The 23,658-nt window shown below is 65.2% G+C and carries 21 protein-coding genes and 1 riboswitch; of the genes, 9 read left to right on the forward strand and 12 right to left on the reverse strand.

Translation table 11 applies throughout. The annotated features are described in order from the left end of the window. Positions 1–322: 322 nt before the first annotated feature. Positions 323–637 (reverse strand): DUF4148 domain-containing protein, encoded by a 315-nt coding sequence (locus tag E1N52_RS37100; RefSeq protein WP_133189309.1) that lies wholly within the window; start codon positions 635–637, stop codon positions 323–325. A 496-nt stretch (positions 638–1,133) separates the two neighbouring features. On the opposite strand from E1N52_RS37100, the gene E1N52_RS37105 reads away from it, so the two are divergent. The 5 genes from E1N52_RS37105 to E1N52_RS37125 all read left to right on the forward strand — a co-directional run bounded on the left by E1N52_RS37105 (position 1,134) and on the right by E1N52_RS37125 (position 6,280). Continuing rightward, positions 1,134–2,552, forward strand: a complete 1,419-nt coding sequence (locus E1N52_RS37105) for a sensor histidine kinase (protein ID WP_246089391.1) — start codon at positions 1,134–1,136, stop codon at positions 2,550–2,552. Between the two features lie 3 nt (positions 2,553–2,555). Continuing rightward, entirely contained in the window at positions 2,556–3,254 is a 699-nt protein-coding gene (locus E1N52_RS37110) for a response regulator transcription factor (RefSeq protein ID WP_133189311.1), read from the forward strand. A 152-nt stretch (positions 3,255–3,406) separates the two neighbouring features. Then, positions 3,407–4,081, forward strand: a complete 675-nt coding sequence (locus tag E1N52_RS37115; protein WP_028208339.1) for a response regulator transcription factor — start codon at positions 3,407–3,409, stop codon at positions 4,079–4,081. 6 nt (positions 4,082–4,087) lie between these two features. Next, complete coding sequence (locus tag E1N52_RS37120; RefSeq protein WP_246089387.1) at positions 4,088–5,518, forward strand: sensor histidine kinase; 1,431 nt, start codon at positions 4,088–4,090, stop codon at positions 5,516–5,518. Between the two features lie 33 nt (positions 5,519–5,551). Further along, positions 5,552–6,280 carry a response regulator transcription factor gene (locus E1N52_RS37125; protein ID WP_133189313.1) on the forward strand — a complete coding sequence of 243 codons (729 nt, stop codon included), beginning with the start codon at positions 5,552–5,554 and terminating at the stop codon, positions 6,278–6,280. A 138-nt stretch (positions 6,281–6,418) separates the two neighbouring features. Here the strand turns inward: E1N52_RS37125 and E1N52_RS37130 are convergent, their stop codons facing one another. The 9 genes from E1N52_RS37130 to E1N52_RS37170 all read right to left on the reverse strand — a co-directional run bounded on the left by E1N52_RS37130 (position 6,419) and on the right by E1N52_RS37170 (position 17,513). Beyond that, positions 6,419–6,703, reverse strand: a complete 285-nt coding sequence (locus tag E1N52_RS37130) for a DUF4148 domain-containing protein (RefSeq protein ID WP_133189315.1) — start codon at positions 6,701–6,703, stop codon at positions 6,419–6,421. Positions 6,704–6,918: 215 nt separating this feature from the next. Then, complete coding sequence (locus E1N52_RS37135) at positions 6,919–8,373, reverse strand: efflux transporter outer membrane subunit (RefSeq protein ID WP_133189317.1); 1,455 nt, start codon at positions 8,371–8,373, stop codon at positions 6,919–6,921. After that, the gene (locus tag E1N52_RS37140) at positions 8,366–9,583 is read right to left on the reverse strand and encodes an efflux RND transporter periplasmic adaptor subunit (protein ID WP_133189319.1); all 1,218 of its coding nucleotides are present in this window, start codon (positions 9,581–9,583) and stop codon (positions 8,366–8,368) included. The genes E1N52_RS37135 and E1N52_RS37140 overlap by 8 nt, the downstream gene beginning before the upstream one ends. Continuing rightward, positions 9,573–12,845: an efflux RND transporter permease subunit gene (locus E1N52_RS37145; protein WP_133189321.1), complete on the reverse strand. Its 3,273-nt coding sequence runs from the start codon at positions 12,843–12,845 to the stop codon at positions 9,573–9,575. Before E1N52_RS37145 ends, E1N52_RS37140 begins: the two co-directional genes overlap by 11 nt. A gap of 203 nt (positions 12,846–13,048) precedes the next feature. Continuing rightward, entirely contained in the window at positions 13,049–13,723 is a 675-nt protein-coding gene (locus E1N52_RS37150; protein ID WP_133189322.1) for a response regulator transcription factor, read from the reverse strand. A gap of 39 nt (positions 13,724–13,762) precedes the next feature. Then, positions 13,763–14,698: a LysR family transcriptional regulator gene (locus tag E1N52_RS37155; RefSeq protein ID WP_133189323.1), complete on the reverse strand. Its 936-nt coding sequence runs from the start codon at positions 14,696–14,698 to the stop codon at positions 13,763–13,765. A gap of 129 nt (positions 14,699–14,827) precedes the next feature. After that, positions 14,828–15,217 carry a hypothetical protein gene (locus E1N52_RS37160; RefSeq protein ID WP_028208348.1) on the reverse strand — a complete coding sequence of 130 codons (390 nt, stop codon included), beginning with the start codon at positions 15,215–15,217 and terminating at the stop codon, positions 14,828–14,830. A gap of 208 nt (positions 15,218–15,425) precedes the next feature. Beyond that, positions 15,426–16,865 carry an MFS transporter gene (locus E1N52_RS37165; RefSeq protein WP_205965729.1) on the reverse strand — a complete coding sequence of 480 codons (1,440 nt, stop codon included), beginning with the start codon at positions 16,863–16,865 and terminating at the stop codon, positions 15,426–15,428. Between the two features lie 45 nt (positions 16,866–16,910). Then, positions 16,911–17,513, reverse strand: a complete 603-nt coding sequence (locus tag E1N52_RS37170; protein WP_133189324.1) for a TetR/AcrR family transcriptional regulator — start codon at positions 17,511–17,513, stop codon at positions 16,911–16,913. Positions 17,514–17,676: 163 nt separating this feature from the next. On the opposite strand from E1N52_RS37170, the gene E1N52_RS37175 reads away from it, so the two are divergent. Next, positions 17,677–18,768: an HPP family protein gene (locus E1N52_RS37175; RefSeq protein WP_133189326.1), complete on the forward strand. Its 1,092-nt coding sequence runs from the start codon at positions 17,677–17,679 to the stop codon at positions 18,766–18,768. An 18-nt stretch (positions 18,769–18,786) separates the two neighbouring features. Here E1N52_RS37175 and E1N52_RS37180 read toward each other — a convergent pair whose 3' ends face one another. Both E1N52_RS37180 and E1N52_RS37185 read right to left on the reverse strand, forming a co-directional pair. Continuing rightward, positions 18,787–19,785 (reverse strand): sodium:calcium antiporter, encoded by a 999-nt coding sequence (locus E1N52_RS37180; RefSeq protein WP_133189327.1) that lies wholly within the window; start codon positions 19,783–19,785, stop codon positions 18,787–18,789. A gap of 110 nt (positions 19,786–19,895) precedes the next feature. Further along, positions 19,896–20,067, reverse strand: a riboswitch (yybP-ykoY riboswitch). A gap of 72 nt (positions 20,068–20,139) precedes the next feature. Further along, entirely contained in the window at positions 20,140–21,312 is a 1,173-nt protein-coding gene (locus tag E1N52_RS37185) for a porin (protein WP_133189328.1), read from the reverse strand. 450 nt (positions 21,313–21,762) lie between these two features. On the opposite strand from E1N52_RS37185, the gene E1N52_RS37190 reads away from it, so the two are divergent. From E1N52_RS37190 to E1N52_RS37200, 3 genes are all read left to right on the forward strand, one after another. Beyond that, positions 21,763–21,993, forward strand: coding sequence for a DUF4148 domain-containing protein (locus E1N52_RS37190; RefSeq protein WP_246089388.1), 231 nt, complete (start codon positions 21,763–21,765; stop codon positions 21,991–21,993). Between the two features lie 364 nt (positions 21,994–22,357). Further along, entirely contained in the window at positions 22,358–23,041 is a 684-nt protein-coding gene (locus tag E1N52_RS37195; RefSeq protein WP_133189330.1) for a class I SAM-dependent methyltransferase, read from the forward strand. A gap of 46 nt (positions 23,042–23,087) precedes the next feature. Further along, the gene (locus tag E1N52_RS37200; protein ID WP_133189371.1) at positions 23,088–23,486 is read left to right on the forward strand and encodes a VOC family protein; all 399 of its coding nucleotides are present in this window, start codon (positions 23,088–23,090) and stop codon (positions 23,484–23,486) included. The last annotated feature ends 172 nt before the right edge of the window (positions 23,487–23,658 follow it).

A 23,658-nucleotide genomic window follows, 5' to 3' on the forward strand; every position in this document is an offset into this window, starting at 1 on the left:
GTGCTGTTCTTCGCTCAAAGGTAACTGCCTATGGGATCGGCTCAACTGCTACAGAACCCTGCGGAACGCGGCCACGAAGCGTCCTGCCCGCCCTGGACGCCCACTCAATCCAGCTCGCAGGAACTAGCAACCTGGAGAACGCACGCGTGAGCCAACCGTTCTTCCCATTTCCGGTTACCCACCTCAGGTCACCAAATATGGGATCAGCCAAAGGTCCACATGAGCGGCGACCCAAAGCGATCCCGGAAAGCCCGGAGGAAACCGGGCAAGGTGCACTGCACAAAGACCACCGGTGACCTACGGGCCGCCGAGTACCCCGATCTCAGTCTGAATTCGCGGGAAAGGTCACCGCGGCCGCGGTGTGCTGCGGCAGGCAATCGCTGCGGTACACGTCCGCGAGACGCTGCTGCGCGGCTTCGATATCGGCGGGATAGTTCTCGTTGTCCTCGTTCGGTTCGTAGCCTACCGCCTCGAGTTCCTTGAGTTCCCGTATCAGGTCCGCATGCGTGACCTCGTGGGCCGGTTTGACGAACGGGTAGCTGTGGCATTCCTGCTGAGTCAGATGCGGCGCGGCGACCGCACTTACGCTCAACGCTCCCACAAACGGCACCCATACGAACTTCAGCCATGACCTCATGATGAATCCTCCTTTTGATGAACCCGCAACGAAATGACAAAGCGCGAACGCGCGAAAAAGCGGATTCGAGGATAAGGAGATGCCGATGCAGGATCGGGCTCAGCCGAATGACAGAAGGTTCATCTACCCCACTCGCGCGTGACGAGAGACCTCGCGTACGCACGAATTGACAAAATGACAGGTGCGCGTCACGCGCCAGTAAGAAGATGACGCGCTCTTCATTGCCGTGATGCCGTTGTGTCGAGAGCGCGCCACTAAGATGGCCAGGCACGAGCGCATCCGCGTTCGTGGGTTCGCCAGTGAGTCGTCGAGCCGACCATTCATTGCCATCGGGGGTAGCCATGCCAGTCAGCGAGAAAGCAACGCACGCACGGAGCACGGCCGCACGCGTGCCGGCCTTGCACGACTCGGGGCCCCGCATGCGAGGCGCGCGGTGAACCTGCCCGCCTGGGTCGCGCTCGGGCGTGGCTTGTTCGTTCCGGCGTCGTCGCCGGCGCTGCCGGACGTGCGGGACATTGGCCGCGACCACTGGCAGACGACCACGTTCCGCTGGTTCACCGCTTACGCCGCGATTTTCTCGCTCGCGTTCATGGCGCTGCTCGGCGTGATCGAATATTCCGTGACGCGCGCCATGATGCGCGAAACCGACAGCGGCCTGCGCTGGCAACTGCGCTACTTCGATTCGCGCAGCGACGGGAGCCTTGCCGGCGCCATCGACGCGCGCCTCAGACGTCCCGACCGGCGCGACAACTTCTACGGTCTGTTCGCCCCGGACGGACGCTGGCTCGCCGGCGATATCCGCGTGATCCCCACGGGTCTGGCGCTGGGACACTACGGCCAGTCGCACGAGCACACGCGCGGCCAGACGTTCGTGCTCGATCCCGGTTCCGTGCGATCGTCCCTGCGCGCCATGGGCGAGATTCGCCCCGATGGCGCGCGCCTCGTCGTCGCGCGCACGCTCTCCGACGTGCGCCACGTTCATGACGAACTGATGAAGGCACTGATCGGCGGCGGCCTCTTGTGTCTCACCGGCAGCCTGTGCGCCGGACTCGTGCTGAGCATGCGGCAGATCCGGCGCGTGGCCCAGATCAAGCGCGCCACGCGACGCATCGCGAACGGCGACCTCGCAATGCGGCTGCCGGTCGCCGGGCGCGACGAACTCGACATGCTCGCGCATCTCGTGAACCGCATGCTCGACGAAGTCGAGCGCCTGATGGGCGAGGTGAAGAGCGCTTGCGACGGCATCGCCCACGATCTGCGCACACCGCTCACGCGCTTGCGCCTGCGCCTCTCACACGCCGCCGAAGCGATGGAGCAGCGCGGCGAGGCGGTGCTCGCCGACGTGCTGGTCGGCGCGCGAGGGGAGGCCGATGCCGTGCTCGACCGTTTCTCTGCACTGCTACGAATTTCGGAGATCGGCGCCATTGATCGGCGCCGCGGCTTTGCGAGTGTGGCCCTGTCCGATCTCGTGCACGAGCTATGCGAACTCTACGCCCCGCTTGCCGAGGAAAAAGCCATCGACATGTACGTCAGCGTCGCGCCGGTCGAACCCATTCACGCCGACCGCGCGCTGCTCTTCGAAGCGTTGAGCAATCTGCTCGACAACGCCATCAAATTCGCGCCGCGCGGCGGCGCGGTGCAGGTCGAGTTGCGCGCGGACTCGCGCGGACCGCAGCTCGACATCACCGACAACGGACCCGGCATCGCGCCCGGAGAGCGCGACGCGGTGCTGGGGCGCTTCTATCGCAGCGAGCGCACCCGCCACCTCCCTGGCACGGGCCTCGGGCTCGGCATCGTTTCGGCGATCGTGCGGCTGCACGATTTTCGCCTTGCCATTGGCGAGGCGAAGCCGGGGACGATCGTCACGATCGACTGCTGGACGCATCAAGCGCGCCACGGCCAAACGGGTCCGTGACCGATGAGACTCCTGCTGTGCTCGTCATCGGCTGCCGAGCGAGGTTACCTTTACAAGGCGTTGAGCGAGAGCCTGAATAGCGTCGAGGTTGCCGATAACGTCGAGTACGCCGTCTATCTCGCGTCGCAGGAGCCATTCGATACGGTGTTCCTCTGCGCTGCCGCGCCTGAGGCGCACGATGGCATCGCCAGTGCGCTTGCGGCTTTCACGCGCTTGCCCGACGCGCCGGCGATCGTCGTCGCGCTCGCGCGCGCGACACCCGCGGACTGCGCGCGCCTTCTGCGCGCGGGTGCCGATGCGTGCTTCGTGCAGCCCTGGTCCATTATCGAAATTCAGGAGCGCATGCTCGCGCTGCGCCGTGGCGCGCTCGTTCACGCGAGCGCGCCGCTCGTGCGCCTCGACCCGTCCACGCGCGACCTCGTGGAAGGCGTCCGGCGCGTGCCGCTCACCACGCGCGAGTATCTGCTCGTCGAATGCCTGCTGCGCCATGCGGGCGCGCCCGTCGCGCGCGAGCAGTTGATCCGCTATGCGTGGCCCGACAAAGCCGACGTCGAGCCGTCGAGCGTGAACCTCGTCGTGTCGCGTCTGCGGCGCAAACTCGCGTCGCACGGCGCGCATGCGAACGTGGAGACGGTGAACCGCTACGGCTATCAACTCGATCTGCACGCGCGAGAGGCAATCATCGGCGTAATCGATACGTAAGCACCCAGGCACCGCGCGCGACTGTATTGCTGTTGCAACCTTAAATTTAATTTCATGAAAGGAATCGCGGCGCGGCGCGGACGCAACGGTAAACTCGAGGCTCTTGAATAGTCGTGCCGCCGGCACGACGGAGTGCGAGAAAGATGAGTCAGGTGCGCGTTTTGACGGTGGAGGACGATGCCGTCACAGCCAACGAGATCGTCAGCGAGCTGACGCAGCGCGGCTTTGCGGTCGAATGGGTCGATAACGGCCGCGACGGCATGGCGCGCGCGATGAGCGACGAATACGACGCCATTACGCTCGACCGGATGCTGCCGGGCGTGGACGGTCTCTCGATCCTCACGGCCATGCGCACGGTCGGCATTCAAACGCCGGTGCTGATGCTGAGCGCGCTCGGCGACGTAGACGAACGCGTGCGCGGCCTGCGGGCAGGCGGCGACGACTATCTCACCAAGCCTTTCGACCCCGAAGAACTCACCGCGCGCCTGGAGGTGCTGCTGCGCCGCCGCCAGGCCGCGAGCGTCGCTCGCGAGACCGCGCTGCGCGTGGGGCCGCTCGAACTCGACCTCATTTCGCGCAAGGTGCGCCGCGACGGCGAAGAGGTCGTGCTGCTGCCCACCGAGTATCGCGTGCTCGAATTCATGATGCGCCATGCAGGCAAGACCATCACCCGCACCATGCTGTTCGAAGCGGTATGGGGCTATCACTTCGATCCAGGCACCAACCTGATCGACGTGCATATGGGCCGCCTGCGCAAGAAAATCGATCCGCCGGGCGTGCCGCCGCTCATTCAGACCGTGCGCGGCTCCGGCTACATTCTCGGATAAACCGCTTTGTCGAGTCGTTCTTCTTCCGCCACGTCCGCGCCGTTGCGCCGGCGCTGGCCCACCACGACATTCCGCTGGCTGTGCGCCTACACCGCGCTGTTCGGCGTCTTTCTCACGCTGCTTGTCGGCTTCATTGCGTGGACCGCGAGCACGACGATCGAACGCGACGCCGATTCGATCATGGGCTGGCAGCTCATCTATTTCGATTCGATTCCCGATGCGCAGTTGCCCGAGGCGATTCATCAGCGGCTCGAACACGAGCGCATGCACGTCAATTATTGCGGACTCTTTACGAGTGACGGTCGCTACATCGCGGGCGACCTGCTCGCGCCTCCGCCGCACCTGACCTATACGCGCGAAGGCAGCACGCACGCCCATACGGTGAAGCTGCTCGACCGCGACGTTTCGCCCGTCGTCCGCGCAATGGGCGAGGTGCGGCCGAGCGGGTTGCGCCTCGTCGTCGCGCGCGACATGACGAGCGTGCTGCGCATTCGCAAGATCATGGTGCGCACGCTCGCTGCGGGCGCCGTGCTCGCGTTGCTTGCGGCCGCGGCAGGCGGCCTCGTGCTCGGCATGCGCCAGATCCGGCGCGTACGCGAAATCCGCCGGGTGACCGAATGCATCGCGCGAGGCGACCTCGATCGGCGCCTGCCCGTGGGCGGAGACGACGAACTCGATATGCTCGCCCATCTCGTGAACCACATGCTCGACGAAGTGGAGCGGCTGATGGGCGAAGTGAAGGGCGCTTGCGACGGCATTGCACACGACCTGCGTACGCCGCTCGTGCATCTGCACACGCTGCTCGCGCGTGTGGCCGAGCGCGACAGCATGCGCGGCGACGCCGCCGGTGCGGTGCTGCTCGATCAGGCTCGCACCGAAACGGGCCAACTGCTCGAACGCTTCCGCGCGATGTTGCGCATCTCCGAGATCGGCACGCTGCAAAGGCGTGGGGGCTTTGCGACCGTCGACCTGCACGAACTGGTGCAGGAACTCGCCGACCTCTACGAGCCGCTCGCCGAGAGCCGCGAACTCGAATGGCGCATCACGGCCGAGCCCGTCGCCGAGATTCACGGCGACCGCGCGCTGCTGTTCGAGGCGTTCAACAATCTCATCGACAACGCCATCAAGTTCGCGCCGCAAGGCGGCGTGGTGAGCGTGACGCTGCGCTCGACGCCGCTCGGCCCCTTGCTCGAAGTAGCCGACAACGGTCCCGGCATTGCGCCTGGCGAGCGCGCGGCGGTCCTGCAGCGCTTCTATCGCGGCGAGGCGGTGCGTCATATCGCCGGCTCGGGCCTGGGGCTTTGCGTCGTGGCCGCCGTGATGCGCGTCCACGATTTCACGCTGCGCATCGACGACGCGCGCGAACTGGCAGGCGAAAAGCCTGGCCGCCCGGGTACACGCATGAGCGTGGAATGCTGGCCGCGCTCGCTCGCCTGACGCTTCCTGTCCAGCCGTCGGGCACTCGCCGTCATGCGCATACTCCTCATCTCCCCGAATCACGCCGAAGGCGCCTGGCTCCAGAAGGCCCTGCACGAAAGCGCGCACAGCCTGCAGCGCGCGGAAGACCTGCGCGACGGCCTTTTCGTCGCCGGAGAGGAGCCATTCGATGCGGTGATCGTCATGGCGCTCGACAGCGCGCTGCTGCCTGCGCTGCACGGCATCCTTCCCGGGCTCTCCAGGGGCACGGGGGGCGCGACAATCATCGCCGTGCTCGGCATCGAAGCGAGCGCGAGCGAGCGCTCGAAGGTGCTGCGCGCGGGCGCCGATGCGTGCTTTCGCTACCCGTTCTCGTTCATCGAAATGCACGAGCGCATGCACGCGCTAATGCGCACCACAGGGGCGAGCGGGGGCGGCGTGCAGGGCATACAGCCGGCGCAGCCCGCAAGCGGCGCCCAGCCCCTCCAGAACGCGCCGCAGCTCGATGCGGGTACGCGCGAGATCGTGGAGGGTGCGCGCCGCGCGGAACTCACGCGACGCGAATACCTGCTCGTCGAGTGCCTGCTGCGTCAAACCAACGTGCCCGTGCCACGCGACCAGATGATCCGCTACGCGTGGCCCGAGAAGGACGACATCGACGCTTCGACCGTCAACCTCGTCGTTTCGCGACTGCGCCGCAAGCTCGCGCGCGAGGGCATCGAAGTGCGCATCGACACCATCAGCCGCTACGGCTATCAACTGACCTTGCCGACGTTCGACTGACTCGCGCGCTGAGGTAACCGTTTGTGGGAACCGGTTACCTATCCGCGTCCGGACGCGTGAGTTTGTTAACATCGAAAAGCAAACGGCACGCTGAGCGCGTGCCGTTCACCTGTGCCTGAAAAGCCCCGCCTGTCGTGCTTAGTGCGCGTAGAGCGTGGAGTTCAGGTACGCAAGCTGACCGTCCTGCTCCGCCTGAACGAGCTCGTGGTACACCTCGGCGCGGGTCTTTTCATGGACCGGTTGCCCATAAGGGGGTACCCATCCGCCGGGAGCAACGGTGGGGGCCGTGTCGTTCGCCGCGACCTGGGTCGCTGCCGCGGGCTGGCTGGCTTGCGCGCCGGCCGCTGGTGCCGAAGTCTGTGCGAAAGCGGACGTGGTGGCGACGACACCGGTGATTGCAGCGATGATCATGAGAGCCTTCATGTGACTATTCCTCCAGGGGTGAGATCGGTTAGCCGGTTAGCGAATGCGATAAATCGCATCCCGGTGTGAGTAGAATAGTTAGGTCACCCTATCGAACCCGATGCAGCACCATGAAGAAATGTTTATCGGCGCGAGAGGATTCGGTGAAAATAAAACCCCGCGCAGAGGCGGGGTTCGGGTGGCGATCAATGCGGCTAGCGCCGCTTCAGATGCGTTCAGGAAGCCTGCTTGTCCACGTGCAGGTCCTGCGTGCTCCAGCCGCCGCCTATCGCCTGTATGAGGCCCACAGTGGCATCGAGGCGCCGCGTGTCCAGTTCCAGCGACGCAATCTGCGTGGAGAGTTCGGTCGTTTGCGCCGTCACGACGTCGAGGTAGCTCACCACGCCGTCGCGGTAGCGCGACATCGAAAGCGTGAGGGTGCTTTGCGCGGCGGCGAGCGCCTCGTCTTCGCGCTGTGCTTCGTCACCGAGATGGTGTAGCAGCGCGAGGTTGTCCTCGACCTGCTGGAACGCACTCAGCACCGTGGCCTTGTACTGCGCGCCGTTTTCGGCGAGCTTCGCCTGCGCGCCGCGCACGACCGCCGCGCGGCGGCCGCCGTCGAAGATCGTCATCATGAGCGTGGGGCCGATTGACCACATCTCGTTGGGCGCGACGATCCACGGCGAGAAGGTGTCGCTCTGGAAGCCACCGTCGAGGCCGAGCGAAAGATCGGGGAAGAACGCGGCCTTCGCCACGCCGATCTGGGCGTTGGAGGCGGCGACGCGCCGCTCCGCCGCAGCGATATCGGGCCGCCGCTGCAGGAGCGCCGATGGCAGTCCCGCAGGCAGATTCGGCAAATGTGGTCGGATCGTATCCGTGGCGACGTTGAACTGCGAGGCCGGCACGCCGATGAGCGTGGCGATGGCGTGCTCGTAGAGCGCACGGCGCGCGCTCACGTCATCGGCTGCGGCCTGCGCCGAGGCGAGCTGCGTTTTCGCGCGCGAGACGTCGAGCGACGAAGCGATGCCGCCGCGATGGCGGCTCTCGGTCAGCTCCAGCGCGTGGCGGTAAGCGGCGATGGTGTCGTCGAGCAGCTTCGACTGCTGGTCGAGTCCGAGCAGGTCGAACCACGTCGTGGCGAGCTTCGCCTGCAGGCTCAGTTGCAGCGAAGCGATATCGGCCTCGCTGGCAACGCTCGACGCTTCGCCTGCCTTCACCTCGTTGCGCACCTTGCCCCACAGGTCAAGGTCGTAGCCGATACCGACGTCCAGCGTGTTCGAGTTGTACACGTTGGGCTGATCCGAGCCGCGCAGCGGGCGCAGCGCCGACTGGCGCTCGCGCGAGACGTTCGCCTCTGCACCGACGGTCGGCAGCAGTGCGGAGCGCGCCTGCGCGACGAGCGCATCGGCTTCGTCGTGACGCGCGAGCGCTGCGGCGACATTGGGATTCGCTTTCGCAACCTGCGGCTCGAGCTGATTCAATACGGGGTCGTCGAACGCGCGCCACCACCCGTCGCGCGGAAGCTGGTCCGCTGGGCGTGCCGTCTGCCAGTCGCCCGCTTCCTTGAAGTGCGTGGGGATGGCGGTGGCGGGTGCGTGATACGTGGGCGCGAATGAGCACGCCGAGAGCAGCAGGGCCGCTGCAAGCGCAACGGCGCGCAACGTGTGCGCAGGCACGGACTGCTTAGCCATGCGCACGCTCCGGGTCGTGCATGGCTGCGGTTTGCGTCGATTGCGCGCCCGGCGCGTTGGTGGACGCGAGGCGCACGAGGTCGCCGCTCGCGAGCGAATCCGGTGGATTGTCGATCACGCGCTCGCCCGCATGCAGGCCGGACGTGATCTCCACGCGCGTGCCGAGATCGGTGCCGATGGTCACATCGCGCAACTGCACGTGCTGATGCGCGTCCGCGACGGCGACTTGCATGCCGTGCGCGCGGAAGATCAGTGCGCTCGCGGGCACGAAGAGCGCGTGCGCGTCGCCCGGCATTGCGAGGTGGACTTCGGTGTACTCGCCGGGAAAGAGCTGGCCTTGCTTGTTGTCCACGGCGAGCTGCACGAGCATCGTGCCCGAAGCGGGAGAGATCGACTGATCGGTGTCCACGAGCTTTGCGTCGAACTTCACGCCGGGGCGCTCGGGCACGGTAAGCGTGGCGTGCATGCCCGGCTTGATCGAGGCGGCGTCGCTTTGCGGCACGCTCACGTAGACGCGCAACTGGCTCGCATCGGAGACGGTGAAGAGATCGGGGCCGCTGCCGCTGCCGGCGTCGATCAGCGCGCCCACGTCGGTCTTGCGCGCGGTGACGATGCCATCGAACGGGGCCGTGATGCGCTTGAACGATTCGAGTGCTTCGAGCCGCCGAACGTTGGCCTCGTTCGCCTCCACGGTGGCTTGCTTGGCGATCAGGTCGGAGGTTTTCTCGTCGGCCTCCTGCTGCGAGACCGAGTCCTGCTTGAGCATCTCGGTCCAGCGCTTCGCCGTGGTGGCGGCGAGCTTCTCGTTGGCGACGGAGTTCTGCAGATCGGCGCGCGCCTGCTGTAGCTGCTGGTCGAGGTCGGGCGTGTCGATGACGCCGAGCAGTTGGCCCGCCTTCACGTGCGTGCCGATATCGGCGTACCACGCGTGCAGATAGCCGGACACGCGCGCATAGATGGGCGCGTTGATGTAGGCGGCAAGGCGCCCCGGCAGCACGAGCGGCTGCGATGCCGGGCTCGCTTGCGGCTGCACGGTGGCGACGGTGGGAATGGCTTGCGCGTCAGTCCACGTGGCGAGTTCCTGATGCGCGTGTACACGGCTGAAGATGCCGCCGGACACGATACCGGCCGCCACCATCAACGCGATGGCGGCAGTGGATTTCAGGTGACGCAGCGGCTGCGGCGAGGCGATGTCGATTTCAGTAGACATGGGCTTCTCCCGATTCGAGGGCAGGTTGATCCGTGGATGATTCGTCATGCTTGCTATCGTCGTTGCGGCTGCCTTCACCGCTTTGGCCCTTGTGCACGAGGCTGAACACCACCGGCACGAACAGCAGCGTCGCGCAGGTTGCGCACAGCAGGCCGCCGATCACGGCGCGGCCGAGCGGCGCGTTCTGCTCGCCGCCATCGCCCATGCCGAACGCCATCGGCGCCATGCCGATGATCATGGCGAGTGCGGTCATGAGCACGGGGCGAAAGCGCGTGAAGCCCGCTTCGAGCGCGGCGCGCATGGCGTCGCCGGTGACGGCGAGACGCTCGCGTGCGAACGACACCACGAGAATGCTGTTCGCGGTCGCCACGCCCATACAGAGAATCGCGCCTGTGAGCGCCGGCACGGAGAGCGGCGTGTGCGTGGTGAACAGCATCCAGACGATGCCCGCAAGTGCAGCGGGCAGGGCGCTCACGATCACGAACGCATCGCTCCACGAGTGGAAGTTCACGACGATCAGCAGATAGATGAGCCCCACCGCACCGGCGAGACCGAGCAGAAGACCCGTAAACGCGCTGTTCATGGTCTGCACCTGGCCGCGCATGGTGACCGTCGAGCCCTTCGGCAAGTCCTTCGCGGTCGCGTGAATCACGGTGTCGATCTGCGAGGAGACGGCGCCGAGATCGAGGCCCTGCGTGGTCGCATAGATGTCGTAGAGCGGTTCGATGTTGTAGTGCGAGACGACCGCGTCGCTCACGCCGCGCGTGATTGTGGCAATGCCGCCGAGAATCTGCGAACCGCCGCTCTTGCCCGTCACCGGCAGGTTCTGCAAGTCGGAGAGCGTGGTCATGCGGTACTGCGGCGTCTGCGCGACGATCGGGTAGGACACGCCATTCTTCGGATTGAGCCAGTAGGTGGGCGACACCTGGCTCGTACCCGACAGGCTCGCCACCACGGAATTGGTCACGTCCTGCTCGGTAATGCCGAGTTCGTCGGCGCGCGAGCGGTCGACGTCAACCGTGAGTTGCGGATAAGTCGACGCCTGCTGGATGCGCGGGTCGGCAATGCCGGGGATCCTCGCGATCCTGTGCAGCAGTTCATTCGCGTAGACCTTGTTCGCGGCCTGGTTCGGTCCGCTCACCTGCACATCGATCGGCGCGGGCGAACCGAAGTTGAGGATCTGGCTCACGATATCCGCAGGCAGGAAGGAGAACGTCGTGCCCGGAAAGCGGCGCGGCAATTCCGTACGCAGTTCGCGCACGTATTGCGCGGTGGGTGCGTGCGACTTGGCGAGCGAGATGAGAATGTCGCCATCCTGCGGCCCGATCGTACCGCTGTTGTTGTAAGTCAGGTTGATGCCACTGTTTGGCAGTCCGATATTGTCGATCACGCTCGTGAGCTGGTCAGGCGGAATGGCTTCGCGAACGGTGTCTTCGATATGGTCGAACAGGTCGGCGGTTTCCTCCACGCGCGTGCCGATGGGTGCGCGCACGTGCAATGCGATCTCGCCGGAATCGATATCGGGGAAGAAGTTTCGGCCGAGGAACGGCGTGAGCGCGAACGAAAGCGCCACGATAGCGAGAAAGCCCACGACAAAGCGCCGCCGGTTCGTGAGCGCGAGTCCGAGCACGACGTGATAGCCCGCGCGCACGCGTTCGAAACGTCGCTCGAACGCGCGTTGAAACAGCACGAGCGGATTGCGCGTGGGCGGTGCGTGGTCGTGCGCACCATGCGGCGCCATCACGGCGGCCAGTTCGCCCGAAGCGTGACCATGCGAAGCGTGCGGCTTGAGCAGGTAGCGCGCCATCATCGGCACGAAGGTGCGCGAGAGCACGAACGAGGCGATCATCGCAAAGATCACGGCTTCGGCCATCGGCACGAAGAGGAAGCGCGCAATGCCGTCGAGCAGCAGCATCGGCACGAAGACGATGCAGATGCAAAGCAGCGAGACGAGCGCCGGCATGACGATCTGCGCCGCGCCGTCGAGGATCGCGCTGCGCACGTCCTTGCCCTGCTCGAGGTGCCAGTTGATGTTTTCGATCGTGACCGTGGCGTCATCGACGAGTATGCCGACCGCGAGCGCGAGGCCGCCTAGCGTCATCACGTTGAGCGTTTCGCCGCACGCGGCGAGCCCTGCGATTGCGGCGAGCACGGCGAGCGGAATCGAGGCGGCGATGATGAGCGTTGAGCGCCAGCTGCCGAGAAAGAGCAGGATCATCGCCGAGGTCAGCGCGGCCGCAATCAGGCCTTCGCGCGCCACGCCGCTTACCGCGCCTTTGACGAACACCGACTGGTCGGAGAGTGCCACGAGCTTGAGCCCAGGCGGCAACGACTGCTCGATGAGCGGCAGCTTGGCCTTCACGCCGGCGATGATGTCGAGCGTCGAAGCCGAGCCGTTCTTCATGATGCTCATGAGCACGGCGCGATGGCCGTCCACGCGCACGATGTTGCTTTGCGGCGGATAGCCGTCGCGCACGTGGGCCACGTCGCGCATATAGATCACCGTGCCATCCACGGTCTTGATCGGCAGCGCGTTGAGCTGATCGATCGTCAGCGGGCTGTTGTTCAGGCGTACGTTGTATTCGTAGCGGCCGATCTTTTGCGTACCGGCGGGAATGATCTGGTTCTGCTGCGCGAGCGCGGTCGCCACATCCTGCGCCGACAGCTTCTTTGCCTGCAGTGCTTGCGGGTCGAGGTCGATCTGCACCTCGCGCACCTTGCCGCCGTAAGGCGTGGGAATGGCGACGCCCGCCACGGAAAGCAGTTGCGGACGGATGAAGTTGGTCGCGTAGTCCGCGAGCTTCTGCTCGTCGAGCGTATTGCTCGTGAGCGCGAGTTGCAGCACCGGTACCGTGGACGCGTTGTAGTTGAGAATTTGCGGTGGCGTGGTGCCCGGCGGCATCTGCTTGAGCACCGTTTGCGAAACCGAGGTCACCTGCGCGGTGGCCGTGCGGATATCGACAGTCGGCTGGAAGAAGATCTTCACCACGCCGTAGCCGCGAAACGACTGCGACTCGATATGCGCCACGTCGTTGACGGTGGTGCCGAGCGTGCGCTCGTAATAGCTGACGATGCGGCCCGCCATGTCGTCGGGCTGCAGCCCCGCGTAGTTCCACACGACGCTGATCACGGGGATGCGGATGTCGGGAAAGATATCGGTAGGCGTGCGTAACGCCGCAAGCGGGCCCGCGATCAGGATCAGGAGGGCCAGCACGATGAACGTATACGGACGGTTCAGGGCTAGCCGGACGATTTTCAGCATCAGATGGGGCTCCGTTCAAAACATCGGCGCCAAGCTGCGCGCCACGCGTGGGTGCAGCCGACGCCGGTATTGTGTCGGGCGCGTCCTAACACGCGGGAGCCAGGCAAATGAAAAAAGATTTAGCTGCGCGCCGGTCTCGTGAAGCCAAAAGGAGTGCGAAATGAAACTCGGCAAAGAGAGCGGCGGCAAAGTTGAGGATCGCGTCAACCGAGCAGATAACCCGAGCCGCGTATCGTGCGGATAAGCGAGGGTTGGCCCGGTGTGTCCACGCGGTTGCGCAGGCGTCCCACGTGCACGTCCACGAGATTGGTGCCGGGGTCGAAGCGGCCGCCCCACACGCCTTCGAAGATCATGGTGCGCGTGAGCACCTGGCCCGCATGGCGCATCATGAACTCGAGCACGCGCAGCTCGGTGGGACGCAGACGCAGCACCTTGTCGCGGCAGCTGAGCCGGCGCTTGACGAGATCGAGTTCGAGCGGACCCACGCGCAGTACGGTTTCCGTCGTCGCGGGGCGCGTGCGCCGGCGCACGAGTGCTTCGACACGGGCGGACATCTCGTCGATCGAAAACGGCCGTGTGAGGTAGTCGTCGCAGCCGGCCCGCAGGCCCTGGATGCGTTCCTCCACACCGGTGGTCGAACTCATCACGATCACGGGTGTTTCGATGCCCACGCCGCGCATGGTGGTGACGATCGTGAGCCCGTCGAGGTCGGGCAGGCGCCGCTCGAGCGCGACGACGTCATAGTCGCCCGCCATCACCATCGCGATGCCTTCGCGGCCCGAGCGGGCGACGTCGACGGTGAAGCCGGTCGAGGCGAGCGTGGGCACGACGGTTCGCTCGGTAACGGCGTCGTCTTCAATGGTTAGTATTCTGGGCATGGCTTTGCACGCGTTGTGGCGAAAGAACGGGAGACAGCATCAGGCAACCGCGCGCAGCGGCGCCGGCGCGGACCGCGTCTGCGCCACATTCGTGCGGAACTGCTCCACGGCGAAGTCGATGAAACTGCGAATCTTCATCGTGAGGTAATTGCGGCCGGAATAGACGATCGAGATGTGCTGCACGCCGCCGTTTACGTCGAACGCATTGAGCACGGGCAAGAGCGCACCGCGCGCGAGGTCGTCGGCGACGAGGGGCAGCGGCAGCAGCGCGATGCCCATGTCCGCGAGCGCGGCGGCGCGCACGGTTGCGTAGCCGTTGGCCGTCATCGGGCCGTTCACGTTGATGCGCTGCACGCCCTCGGCGTTCGTGAACTCCCAGTGGCGCGGCGCATCGGAAACCGCGAGCAGACCGTGCTCGACAAGTTCGGCAGGATTGCGCGGCATGCCGTGGCGCGCGAGCCAGGCGGGCGTGGCCACGAGCATTTCCTTGATCGACGTGAGCTTGCGGCTCACGAGCGAGGCATTCACGCTCTGGCGGTCGGTCGCGAAGCACACGTCGAAGCCGCCTTCGATGAGGTCGATATGCGTGTCGTACGCCGTCACGTCGAATTCGACGCGCGGGTTGACCGCGCGATACGCGCCGAGCACGGCGGGCAGTCCCGAGCTTGCAAATACCGCGGGCGCAGCGATGCGCAGTACGCCGCTAGGGTCACGCGTGGCGCGCACGAGTTCCGATTCGACTTCATCGAGCTTCTCGATCACGGCGCGACAGCCATCCAGATAGAGGCGTCCCGCTTCGGTGAGCGAAAGGCTGCGCGTGGAGCGGTTCAGGAGGCGCATGTTCAGATGCGCTTCGAGCATGCCGACGCTGCGCGTGACGGCCGCGGCCGACATGCCGAGCTGCTTGCCGGCAAGGTTGAAGCTGCTCAGATCGACGACGCGCGTAAAGACGCGCATGGCTTGGAGCTGGTTCATGGGCGATAGTCCTGGGCAGACGCGCCGCCGAGAGGGCGAGCGCGGGCTTCGACGCCGCGCATGGCGGCGACGTTTCATCCACGCTTCTTGCGTGGTCAGACGGGAAGAATGAGTGGGCTGGCAGCGCGCCTAATTAGGCAGTGCTTGCGCATAGGCATGCGCGTCGCGCTGCGCGGCGGCTTCGTGTGCCGAGAGTGCGGCCTTGAGCCGATGCATGCTTTCGGTGGGAATAGCGAAGCCCGCCCAGCCGAGGCCGGTATGGCGCAGAAACACCACGGTGCCGTCGAAGAGCGGATTGCGTTCCGTGTACCAGCACGGATCGATCTCGAGCACATATTGATGCGAGCGCAAAGGCTGCTCGGGTACGGCCGGCTGCATGAGCGCGCGCAGCTTGCTGAGTTCTTCGATCAGACCATCCACATCGGGCGCATCGAGCAGGGCGGCTTGACCGCTTACCTTCACGCACACCGCGTGCTGGCCGTATTCGTTGACGAGTTCGATCGACATCGGCTTTTGCATATTGCGTTCCTCGCAGTGCTGAAACTGGAAGGCATTATCGGTGCCCAATCGGAACGCATGCTTTAAGTTGCGGCGCACTCCAGATGAAAACAAATTTAGAAAGCGACGATTTGCTTTCCCTTCATGGCGGCATTGCGCGCAGGCCGTGTTAATCACGCGGCCCGGCGAATGGCCATCGTTTCATGCAGCGCGCTGGGCGCACTTATTCTTATACGTGCTGTTTGCGCAATTGCGGCACGTGATTATTGCGCCCGCCGGCGAGAAACGCTGCAACGAAAAGCAGAATGCCGATAATCGCAACGGTCGTGGCAAACGCGCGAGCCACGTGCGCGCCGCTCGAATCCGGCCCGGCAAGCGCGAAGAACAAGCCACCGAGCAACGCCACGGCGAGCGCGGCACTGACTTGCAAAACCGAGCTGACGAGCCCGGCGGCAAGACCGGACCAGCGTCGATCGACACATTCGACGTTGCGCCTGACGAGTGCGGGCAGCGCCACGCCCTGGCCGAAGCCGATCAGAAAGAGCGATGCGTTCAGCGCGTGCAGTTGAGCATCGTGAACAAGCATGGCAGTCCAAAGTAATCCGCAACCCTCGATTGCCATGCCGGCCGCCGCCGCGCGGTGCCCGAAGTGGCGCACGATCAGCGGATTGAGCAGCGGCCCGATCAGAAAGCCGATGCCCACGGGCAGAATGCGCAATCCGACTTCGAGTGGCGCGAGGCCGAGCGCACGCTGCACGTAGATCGCGAACATCATGAAGAACGGTGCGAGCGAATAGAAGAAGAGCGTGGCAACGAGCCCGCGCACGAGACCAGGGGCGGCGAAGATGATGGGCGGCACGAGCGCATCGCGCCCGGCGGCCGCGACGCGCGCCTCGTAGCGCCAGAAGATCGCGAACAGGGGCGCCGCGGCAATGAGCAACGCCCACGTCCAGACTGGCCAGCCGCGCTCGCGGCCTTCGATCAGCGGCACGACGACCGCAGCCAGCGCCACGGCGAGCAAGACCATGCCGCCGGGATCGAGCTTCGCGGGGTGGTCTGAGCGGCTTTCACGCACGAGCCAGTACGCCGCGGGCGCGGCCACGATCACGACAGGCAGGTTGATGAGGAAGATGCTGCGCCAGCCCAGTCCGAATACATTGGCCGAGACGAGCACGCCGCCGAGCGCCTGGCCGGCGACCGAAGCGATCCCGTAAGCCGTGCCAAAAAGACTGAGCGCAAGCCCCTTCTGATGCGCCGGAAAGAGCGCGTGGATCGACGCAAGCGCCTGGGGCGCCATGACGGCCGCGGCGGCGCCCTGAAGGATGCGTCCCGCAACCAGCGCAGCGGGCGAACTGGCGAACCCGCAAACGGCCGAAGCCGCCGCGAACGCGAGGATCCCCACGAGAAAGATGCGCCGCCGCCCGTACAGGTCGCCGAGCCGGCCACCCGTAATGAGAAAGATCGCGTAGGTCGCCGCATAAGCCGAAATCACCAGTTGCGCGATGGCGGCGCTTGCATGCAGCCCGGACTGCATGGACGGCAGCGCGACGTTGACGATAAAGAAGTCGAGCGGTGGCAACAGCGTACCCATCAGCAGCACGGTCAACGCCCACCAGGTGCGTGCGCCCGCTCGGGTGGGCGGCATTTCCACAGTCGAAAGGTTCGTCATGCGGCCTCCATATGGAACTAATCAGTTCCGAATTTGCCAAAAAAACTAGCGGATGGCGCTCAGCGCGATTTCAGCAATGGCATCGATCGCGTCCTCGCCGAGGTCGGTCTTGCCCAGCACGCGCATGCCTTCGATCGTGCAGAGCAGGAAGCGCGCGAGATCGTCGGCATTCTGGTCGGCGGCTAGTTCGCCCGCAGCCTGGCCGCGCCGGATCGCACCGGCGAGCAGCGCTTGCATGCGCGTGAACATGTCCGTGACGCGGGCTTTCACTTCGGCATCGAAGGGCAGGCATTCGGTTGCGGCGGCCGTAACCGGGCAGCCCGCAAGCCCTTCGAGGCCGACGGAAAGGCGTACGTAGTGACGCAATGCCTCGCGCAGCGCGGTGCGCGCCGAGGCGTGCCGCAGGTTGCGGGTGAGCCGCGCGATACCGCGCTCGGTATAGAAGTCGAGCGCCGCGAGAAAGAGCTGGTGCTTGTCGCCGAACGCCTTGTAGAGGCTGCCGCGCGAGAGCTGCGTACCTTCGATCAGGTCGGGCAGCGACGTTGCGGCATAGCCGCGCGTGCGGAACACCTCTAGCGCGTTCTGCACGGCTTCCTGCTCGTCGAATTCGCGTGGACGGCCGGGGCCAGAACGGAGATCGGATTTCATGACGTCATTCTAGACCAAGCGATTCCAAATTGCCGAGAAAAATTCGCTCGGTGAATCCAAACATGCATACAGGATGAATTATATGTACGCACAGAAATATCAATTGTTGATATTCGGCGCGCGTCGGTAATCTGGCCGACATACCGACCAGCAAGCCCCAGACATGTCCCGCACCGCAATCATCGAATGGTTGACGAGTTTCGTGCCCAACCCGGCCGCGCCGCAATGGCGGGAGCGGGCGCGGCGTTGCGGCGGCGCGCTGATCGGCATCGCGTTCACGGGACTCGCAACTCACGTGATGTTCGGCGCCGCGGGCGATATCCCGCTGCTCGTGGCGCCCATGGGCGCTTCTGCCGTGCTGCTCTTCGGCGCGTCGGACAGTCCGCTTGCGCAGCCGTGGTCGATTATGGGCGGCAACTTCGTTTCCGCGCTGGTGGGCGTGGCGTGCGCGCAATGGATCGCGTCGCCGGTCGCGGCGGCTTCCGTGGCGGTGGCACTCGCCATCTGCGCGATGTTCCTGTGCCGCTGCGTGCATCCGCCTTCAGGCGCCGTAGCGCTGACCGCCGTGCTGGGCGGCCCCGCGGTTCACGCGCTCGGCTTTCACTTCGTGCTCGCTCCGATCGTGTTCCAGTCCTTTGCGTTGCTCAGTGCGGCGCTTGCCTTCCACGCGCTGACCGGGCACCGCTATCCGCGCGCCGCGTTTCGTCCCACGCCGGAAGCCGTTGCCGCGCCGCTTGCCGCGCTCTCGCAACATCTGCTCGAGCCGCTGGATTTTCCGCAGAAGTCGTTCGAACAACTAACTTGCGAGGAAATCATGTCGATTGGGTGTCCCGCCGTGCCCGCAACAATGGGCGCGCGAGCGGCGCACGAAATGTTCCGCCGCCACGGGGCTTCGACGCTGCCCGTGGTCGACGCGATGGACCGCGTGGTCGGCGTCGTCACCCATCACGCGCTCGGCGACCTTGCGCCGGCGGCTGGCCTCAAGCGATTCTGGAACACGCTGCGCCGCGCGGTGCTGCGCGAGTCGGCGCGCGTGGAAGAAACGGTCGAAGCCGTGATGGCGGCCGGCGTGCACGCGGTTCATCGGGCCACGCCGCTTGCGCATCTGGTGCCGATCTTCATCGAGCACGCCTATCACGACATTCCGGTGATGGACGATGCGCGTCGGCTGGTTGGCGTGGTCAGGCATTCGGACATGATCCGCTGGCTCCATTACCACGCGGGCGCCGCCCAGGCCGCCGCCGGGGCGGCTTGAACGAGGCGCCAGGCCTCGTCACACCACGAACAGCAACACCGCGAACACTGCGTAGAGCCAGCCGACATGCGTGAGCTGACGGCTGCGCACCTTCGGCGCGCGAAACGCCCATTGCAGGATCAGGATGGCGATCATGGTCGTCACGGCCGCGAGAATCGAAGGCGCGCCGAGATGCCACGGGGTGAAGAAGAGGCCGAACGCCGTGGGAATGGTGGCCTGAATCATCATCGCGCCGCTGATGTTCGCCAGCGCCAGCCGCTCTTTGCCCTGGCGCACCCAGATGATCGCGTTCATGATCTCGGGCAGCTCGGTGGCGATCGGGCTGAACAACACAGCGGTCAACTGCGGGCTCAGGCCGAGCCACGGTCCCACTGCGCCGATCTGCTGCACGAACAGATGCGAAGCCGCGAAGATCACCGCGAGCGCGCCCAGCGTCTGCAGCAGAATCCACACCATGGCGGGATTTTCGTCGTGCGGGCGCAGCTTCAGTGGCTCGAGATCGCCTTCCACCTCGCCGCTATCTTCAGCGGAAAGCTCCTTCCAGCAGTAGAACGCGTAGGCCGCGAGAAACGCGATCCCCAGCAACGGCTTGAAGCTGAAGACCACGAGCCCCAGCGCGATCTTCGCGACGAAGATCGCGAGGAACCAGAGCTGGTCGCGACGCAGACGGCGCGTATTCACGTCGACGGTGGCCGCGCGCTCGCGGCCTACGCGCTTCGCTGTCGCAAGCAACGCGAAGCCCACGACAGCATAGGCGATCGTGCTGAGCGCGAGCGGCCCGCCAATCGCGGCGCCTATGCCAATTTCCTTGTGCGCGGGATCGCCCCCGAAAGCGACGGCAACGAGCGTGACCACGCTCTCGGGCAGCGCAGTGCCGAATGCGGCGAGGATCGTGCCGGTGGCGGTTTGCGTGACTTTGAGCTTGTGCCCGAGCCACTCGACGCTATTGACGAAGGTCTCGCAGGACAAGTAGATGATGCCGGCCGCGGCAATGAGTAAGGCGAACGTCAAGATCATGACGAACGCTCCGTGGCGCAAATGAAGAGGTGATGCGGGGCGAGACGAGTCATTGTTATTGCCGTGATGTGCGAGCCGGGCACCGAAACCATGACGCTTCCCTTCGCCCGGCTCGGGTGAAAGGGAAAACGTCATAGGTCTCGTCAGGCCGCGCAATTGCAGCGATTGGCTGCAATGATTCGCAATACGGCTGCCGGCGCCATGGTGCAGGGGGCACCAATTATGTTGACGGCGGCGCAACGCCAAAGCAGGCGTTGCAGACTACTCCCCTAAGACAGGGGGCGATTATAGCCGAACTTCATGGCGGCGAGCGATTTCCGGCGCGGCCGCCGCGCATGCCTCGCGCGAAGCGAATCAGAACTTGTGACGCAGGCCCACCATCACCATCGCCTGCTTGTCGTTGCTCGCGTCGTTGCCGAAGTCGCCGAACGAGGCGACCGCGTTGACGAGTTCGCCCGTGTCCGCGTCGATCGTCTTGCCCGACGCCTTCTGGTAGCCCGCGAGCGCGTAGATATCGGTGCGCTTCGAGAGGAAGTAGTCGCCGCCCAGGCTGAACTGGTTGTAGCTCGCGTCCACGCCGTTGCCGTGACCCTTCGTGTAGTTGTAGCCGAAGCCGACGAGCGCGACCGGCGTGACCTGATAGTTGATGAACGCCTGGCCCGTGTTGAACTTCGTGTTGCTGTTCGCGCCGTACGCGCTCTGATAGTTCGCGTACTCCACATTGCTGTACGCGAGGCCCGCTGTCACCGGCCCATACGTGTAGTCGCCCGCCGCACGAATGATCTGCAGCGAATTCGCGGAGACGAAGCCGCCCGTAATGGCGGTGGAATCCACGTTGACGTCGGTGTTCGGATTCAGGCCGTCGAACGTTGCGGCCGTGCCGCCGTTGCTGTTGGCCTTGAAATAGCCCGCACCGAAGCCGAACGGACCATGGTTGTACGCAGCCGCCACGGCCCACGTCTGCCCCGCACCGGTGCTGCCCGGCTGGCCGCCGAACGCGTACATCGCGCTCATCTGCAGGCCGCCGAAGTTAGGGCTCGCATACTTGATCGAGTTGCTGGTGCGGTAGCTGTTGTCGTAGTTGTCCATGTCGCCCGGCGTGGCGAACGCGGAGCCGAATGCGCCGTCGTTGGTGAGCGGCTGCAGCAAGTCGATGAGCGGATCGTACTGGCGGCCGAGCGTGACGGTGCCCGCCGTGGTCGAATTCAGGCCGACCATCGCCGTGCGGCCGAACAAGCGGCCGCCCTGGCCCTGCTTGCCGTTGTCGACGTTGAAGCCGCTTTCGAGCTTGAAGATCGCCGAAAGGCCGTTGCCGAGGTCCTCGGTGCCGCGCAGACCCCAGAGGTTCGGCGACAGATTGCCGGACGTCATCTGGAACGTACCGCCCGAGCCGTTCTTGCCTTGCTGGTTGCCGAACCAGGCAACGGAGGTGTCGAGCGAGCCGTAGAGCGTCACGCTGCTTTGCGCGTGGGCGATGGAGGCAAACGATGCCAGTGTGAAGGCGGCGGCGAGAGCGGTTCTTTTCATTGAATGGTCTTCGTTGATGAGTGGCATAAGTGAGAGTGAAATCGCGGCGCGTGAAGGCACGCTGAGGCACGGCTTTGCCAACGGCCCGAAATTCAGCGGCGATTATGCGTAAGGCCCTCCGTGAACGAATTTGAAAAACGGAAAGACTGAGTTTCAGAAATTGCATGAGCGCGAATGCGCCGCCAGTGCGGCTTCACAAGGCATGTGACATGCGCTGGCGTTGTTTTTTTGCGGCGCATTCTCGCGGTTGATAAGAAAACCTAAATAAATATCGCAGCCGATATTCACACGTGACTGATTAAACATTTCTTCATTTGCGTGCGGATGTTTGGCGAAAGTCGCGCCTCTATCCTTGCCTCACGAGTCGCAAGCCGATTCGATGCCGGAACGCGCAACGCTTCCGGCCATGACCGATAGCCCCGGCCCGCAAGGCCGCACAGGAGAAACGAGGTGAGGATATTCAAGGGCGGCGCGTGCGCCGCAATCATGCTGTCGATATCGGCGCTCGCGCATGCACAGGCGGCGAGCGCACCGCAGGCGAGCGTGCAGCAGCTGGCAAGCGCGCAAGTCCCGCAGGCCGACGCGCCGGTCACACGCGCACAGGTGCGCCACGAACTGGTGCACGCCGAACGCGACGGGCAGATGCAGACGCTCGATCGAACGCTGTACGCGCATCACTGAAGCCGGTGCAGCGTTTCCGTCGCGGCGAACAGGCCGCGCGACGTGACGGAACCTCGCATCGCGGCCAGTCAACTTCGGCTCACTCCATCCCATTCATGAAATCACGCATTCTTTATTACGTGTTGCGCGCCGCGCTGTGCGTTACAGTCGCCGCCGCCTTTTCCGGATGCGCGAACTTGCATCCGAAGCCCAACGGGCCCGGCGATTGTGTCGGGCCGGCTGGCTTTTGTGTACCGTTCTTCGGTTCGTAGTTTGCGAGACCGGTCTTTCCGCGGCTGTGTTCTCGCGCCGCTCCGGGTGTCCGGCGGCGCGCATAATATGCGCTTGAGTGGCGCATCCACGATCTGCGTTGACAAGGAGACCCATGAGCCGCGATATCCGCACCGACGCCGAAGTCCTCGCATCGTGGCAGCGCAACGCGACGCCCTGGATCGCCGCCGTGCGCGGCGGCGAGATCGCGAGCCGCCGGCTCGTGACCGACGCAGCGGTGCTCGACGCCGTGCTCGCGTGCACGCCGCGTAGCGTGATCGATCTCGGCTGCGGCGAGGGCTGGCTCGCGCTGGCGCTCGCGCGCCGTGGCGTCGCCGTCACGGGTGTGGACGCGGTGCCCGAACTCGTGGAGTCCGCGCGCGCGGCGGGGCTCGCGGACTGCCGCCTGCTAACCTACGATCAGGTCGCGCAGGGCGCATTACACTGCCGCGCCGATGCGGTGGTGTGCAACTTCTCGCTCATCGGCTCGACCAGTGTCGATGATCTGCTGCGCGCGATGTCCACGTTGCTCGAGCCGCAAGGCACGCTCATCGTGCAGACGCTGCATCCGCTCATGGCATGCGGCGATGAGCCTTATGTCGACGGTTGGCGCGCCGGATCGTGGGCCGGATTCAGCAGTGCGTTTCGCGACGCGCCGCCGTGGTACTTTCGCACGCTCGAAAGCTGGATCGCATTGCTCGACGAGAGCGGTCTCGACTTGCGTGCGATGCGCGAGCCGCTCGACCCGCGCAGCGGCAAGCCCGCTTCCGTCCTGTTCATGGCGCAACGGCGCGGCTGACACCAACCCGCGCGCCGCTGCAAACGAGGAGGCAAAGACGATGGGGATGATTTCTCACGTGTACATCGGCGTGAACGATTTCGACCAGGCATTTACGTTCTATTCTCCGATCATGCAGGCGTTGGGCTTCGCGCTGAAATTCCGCGAGCCCGACTACCCCTGGGCGGGCTGGATGGAGCCGGGTGTGCCGCGTCCGCTCTTCCTGGTCGGCCGGCCGTGGGACGGCAAGGCCGCACAACCCGGTAACGGCCAGATGGTCGCGCTGCTCGCGCCTTCGCGCGCGGCAGTCGACGCCGCTTACGCCGCCGCGCTCGCTAACGGCGGCGCCGACGAGGGCGCGCCCGGCCTGCGCCCGCACTATCACCCGAACTACTACGGCGCGTACTTTCGCGACCCCGAAGGCAACAAGCTCTGCGTCTGTTGCCACGATCCCGCGGACCACTGACACGCCGCGGCACGAGCCATCACACGGGCGTCCCATTCGCTGTGCTACCCTTGCCCTGCCTTGGGCCGAGGGTGCCGTGCGCGCGTGCGAACGACCGCCGGCGGACGGCCCGATGTATCGAAGTCGAAAATCGAAGTCCTGAACCAAAGTCCCGAGCCGCGCCTCGTCGCGC

The sequence above is a fragment of the Paraburkholderia guartelaensis genome (genome assembly GCF_004353905.1).
Taxonomy (GTDB): Bacteria; Pseudomonadota; Gammaproteobacteria; order Burkholderiales; family Burkholderiaceae; genus Paraburkholderia; species Paraburkholderia guartelaensis.

Excerpts from the sequence above, each read along its gene's own strand:
- E1N52_RS37125 (WP_133189313.1), top strand. The coding sequence starts at position 5,552 with ATGCGCATACTCCTCATCTCCCCGAATCACGCCGAAGGCGCCTGGCTC.
- E1N52_RS37170 (WP_133189324.1), bottom strand. The coding sequence starts at position 17,513 with ATGAAATCCGATCTCCGTTCTGGCCCCGGCCGTCCACGCGAATTCGAC.
- E1N52_RS37160 (WP_028208348.1), bottom strand. The coding sequence starts at position 15,217 with ATGCAAAAGCCGATGTCGATCGAACTCGTCAACGAATACGGCCAGCAC.
- E1N52_RS37195 (WP_133189330.1), top strand. The coding sequence starts at position 22,358 with ATGAGCCGCGATATCCGCACCGACGCCGAAGTCCTCGCATCGTGGCAG.
- E1N52_RS37185 (WP_133189328.1), bottom strand. The coding sequence starts at position 21,312 with ATGAAAAGAACCGCTCTCGCCGCCGCCTTCACACTGGCATCGTTTGCC.
- E1N52_RS37145 (WP_133189321.1), bottom strand. The coding sequence starts at position 12,845 with ATGCTGAAAATCGTCCGGCTAGCCCTGAACCGTCCGTATACGTTCATC.
- E1N52_RS37200 (WP_133189371.1), top strand. The coding sequence starts at position 23,088 with ATGATTTCTCACGTGTACATCGGCGTGAACGATTTCGACCAGGCATTT.
- E1N52_RS37155 (WP_133189323.1), bottom strand. The coding sequence starts at position 14,698 with ATGAACCAGCTCCAAGCCATGCGCGTCTTTACGCGCGTCGTCGATCTG.
- E1N52_RS37165 (WP_205965729.1), bottom strand. The coding sequence starts at position 16,865 with ATGACGAACCTTTCGACTGTGGAAATGCCGCCCACCCGAGCGGGCGCA.
- E1N52_RS37130 (WP_133189315.1), bottom strand. The coding sequence starts at position 6,703 with ATGAAGGCTCTCATGATCATCGCTGCAATCACCGGTGTCGTCGCCACC.
- E1N52_RS37140 (WP_133189319.1), bottom strand. The coding sequence starts at position 9,583 with ATGTCTACTGAAATCGACATCGCCTCGCCGCAGCCGCTGCGTCACCTG.
- E1N52_RS37100 (WP_133189309.1), bottom strand. The coding sequence starts at position 637 with ATGAGGTCATGGCTGAAGTTCGTATGGGTGCCGTTTGTGGGAGCGTTG.
- E1N52_RS37180 (WP_133189327.1), bottom strand. The coding sequence starts at position 19,785 with ATGATCTTGACGTTCGCCTTACTCATTGCCGCGGCCGGCATCATCTAC.
- E1N52_RS37175 (WP_133189326.1), top strand. The coding sequence starts at position 17,677 with ATGTCCCGCACCGCAATCATCGAATGGTTGACGAGTTTCGTGCCCAAC.
- E1N52_RS37110 (WP_133189311.1), top strand. The coding sequence starts at position 2,556 with ATGAGACTCCTGCTGTGCTCGTCATCGGCTGCCGAGCGAGGTTACCTT.
- E1N52_RS37135 (WP_133189317.1), bottom strand. The coding sequence starts at position 8,373 with ATGGCTAAGCAGTCCGTGCCTGCGCACACGTTGCGCGCCGTTGCGCTT.
- E1N52_RS37150 (WP_133189322.1), bottom strand. The coding sequence starts at position 13,723 with ATGCCCAGAATACTAACCATTGAAGACGACGCCGTTACCGAGCGAACC.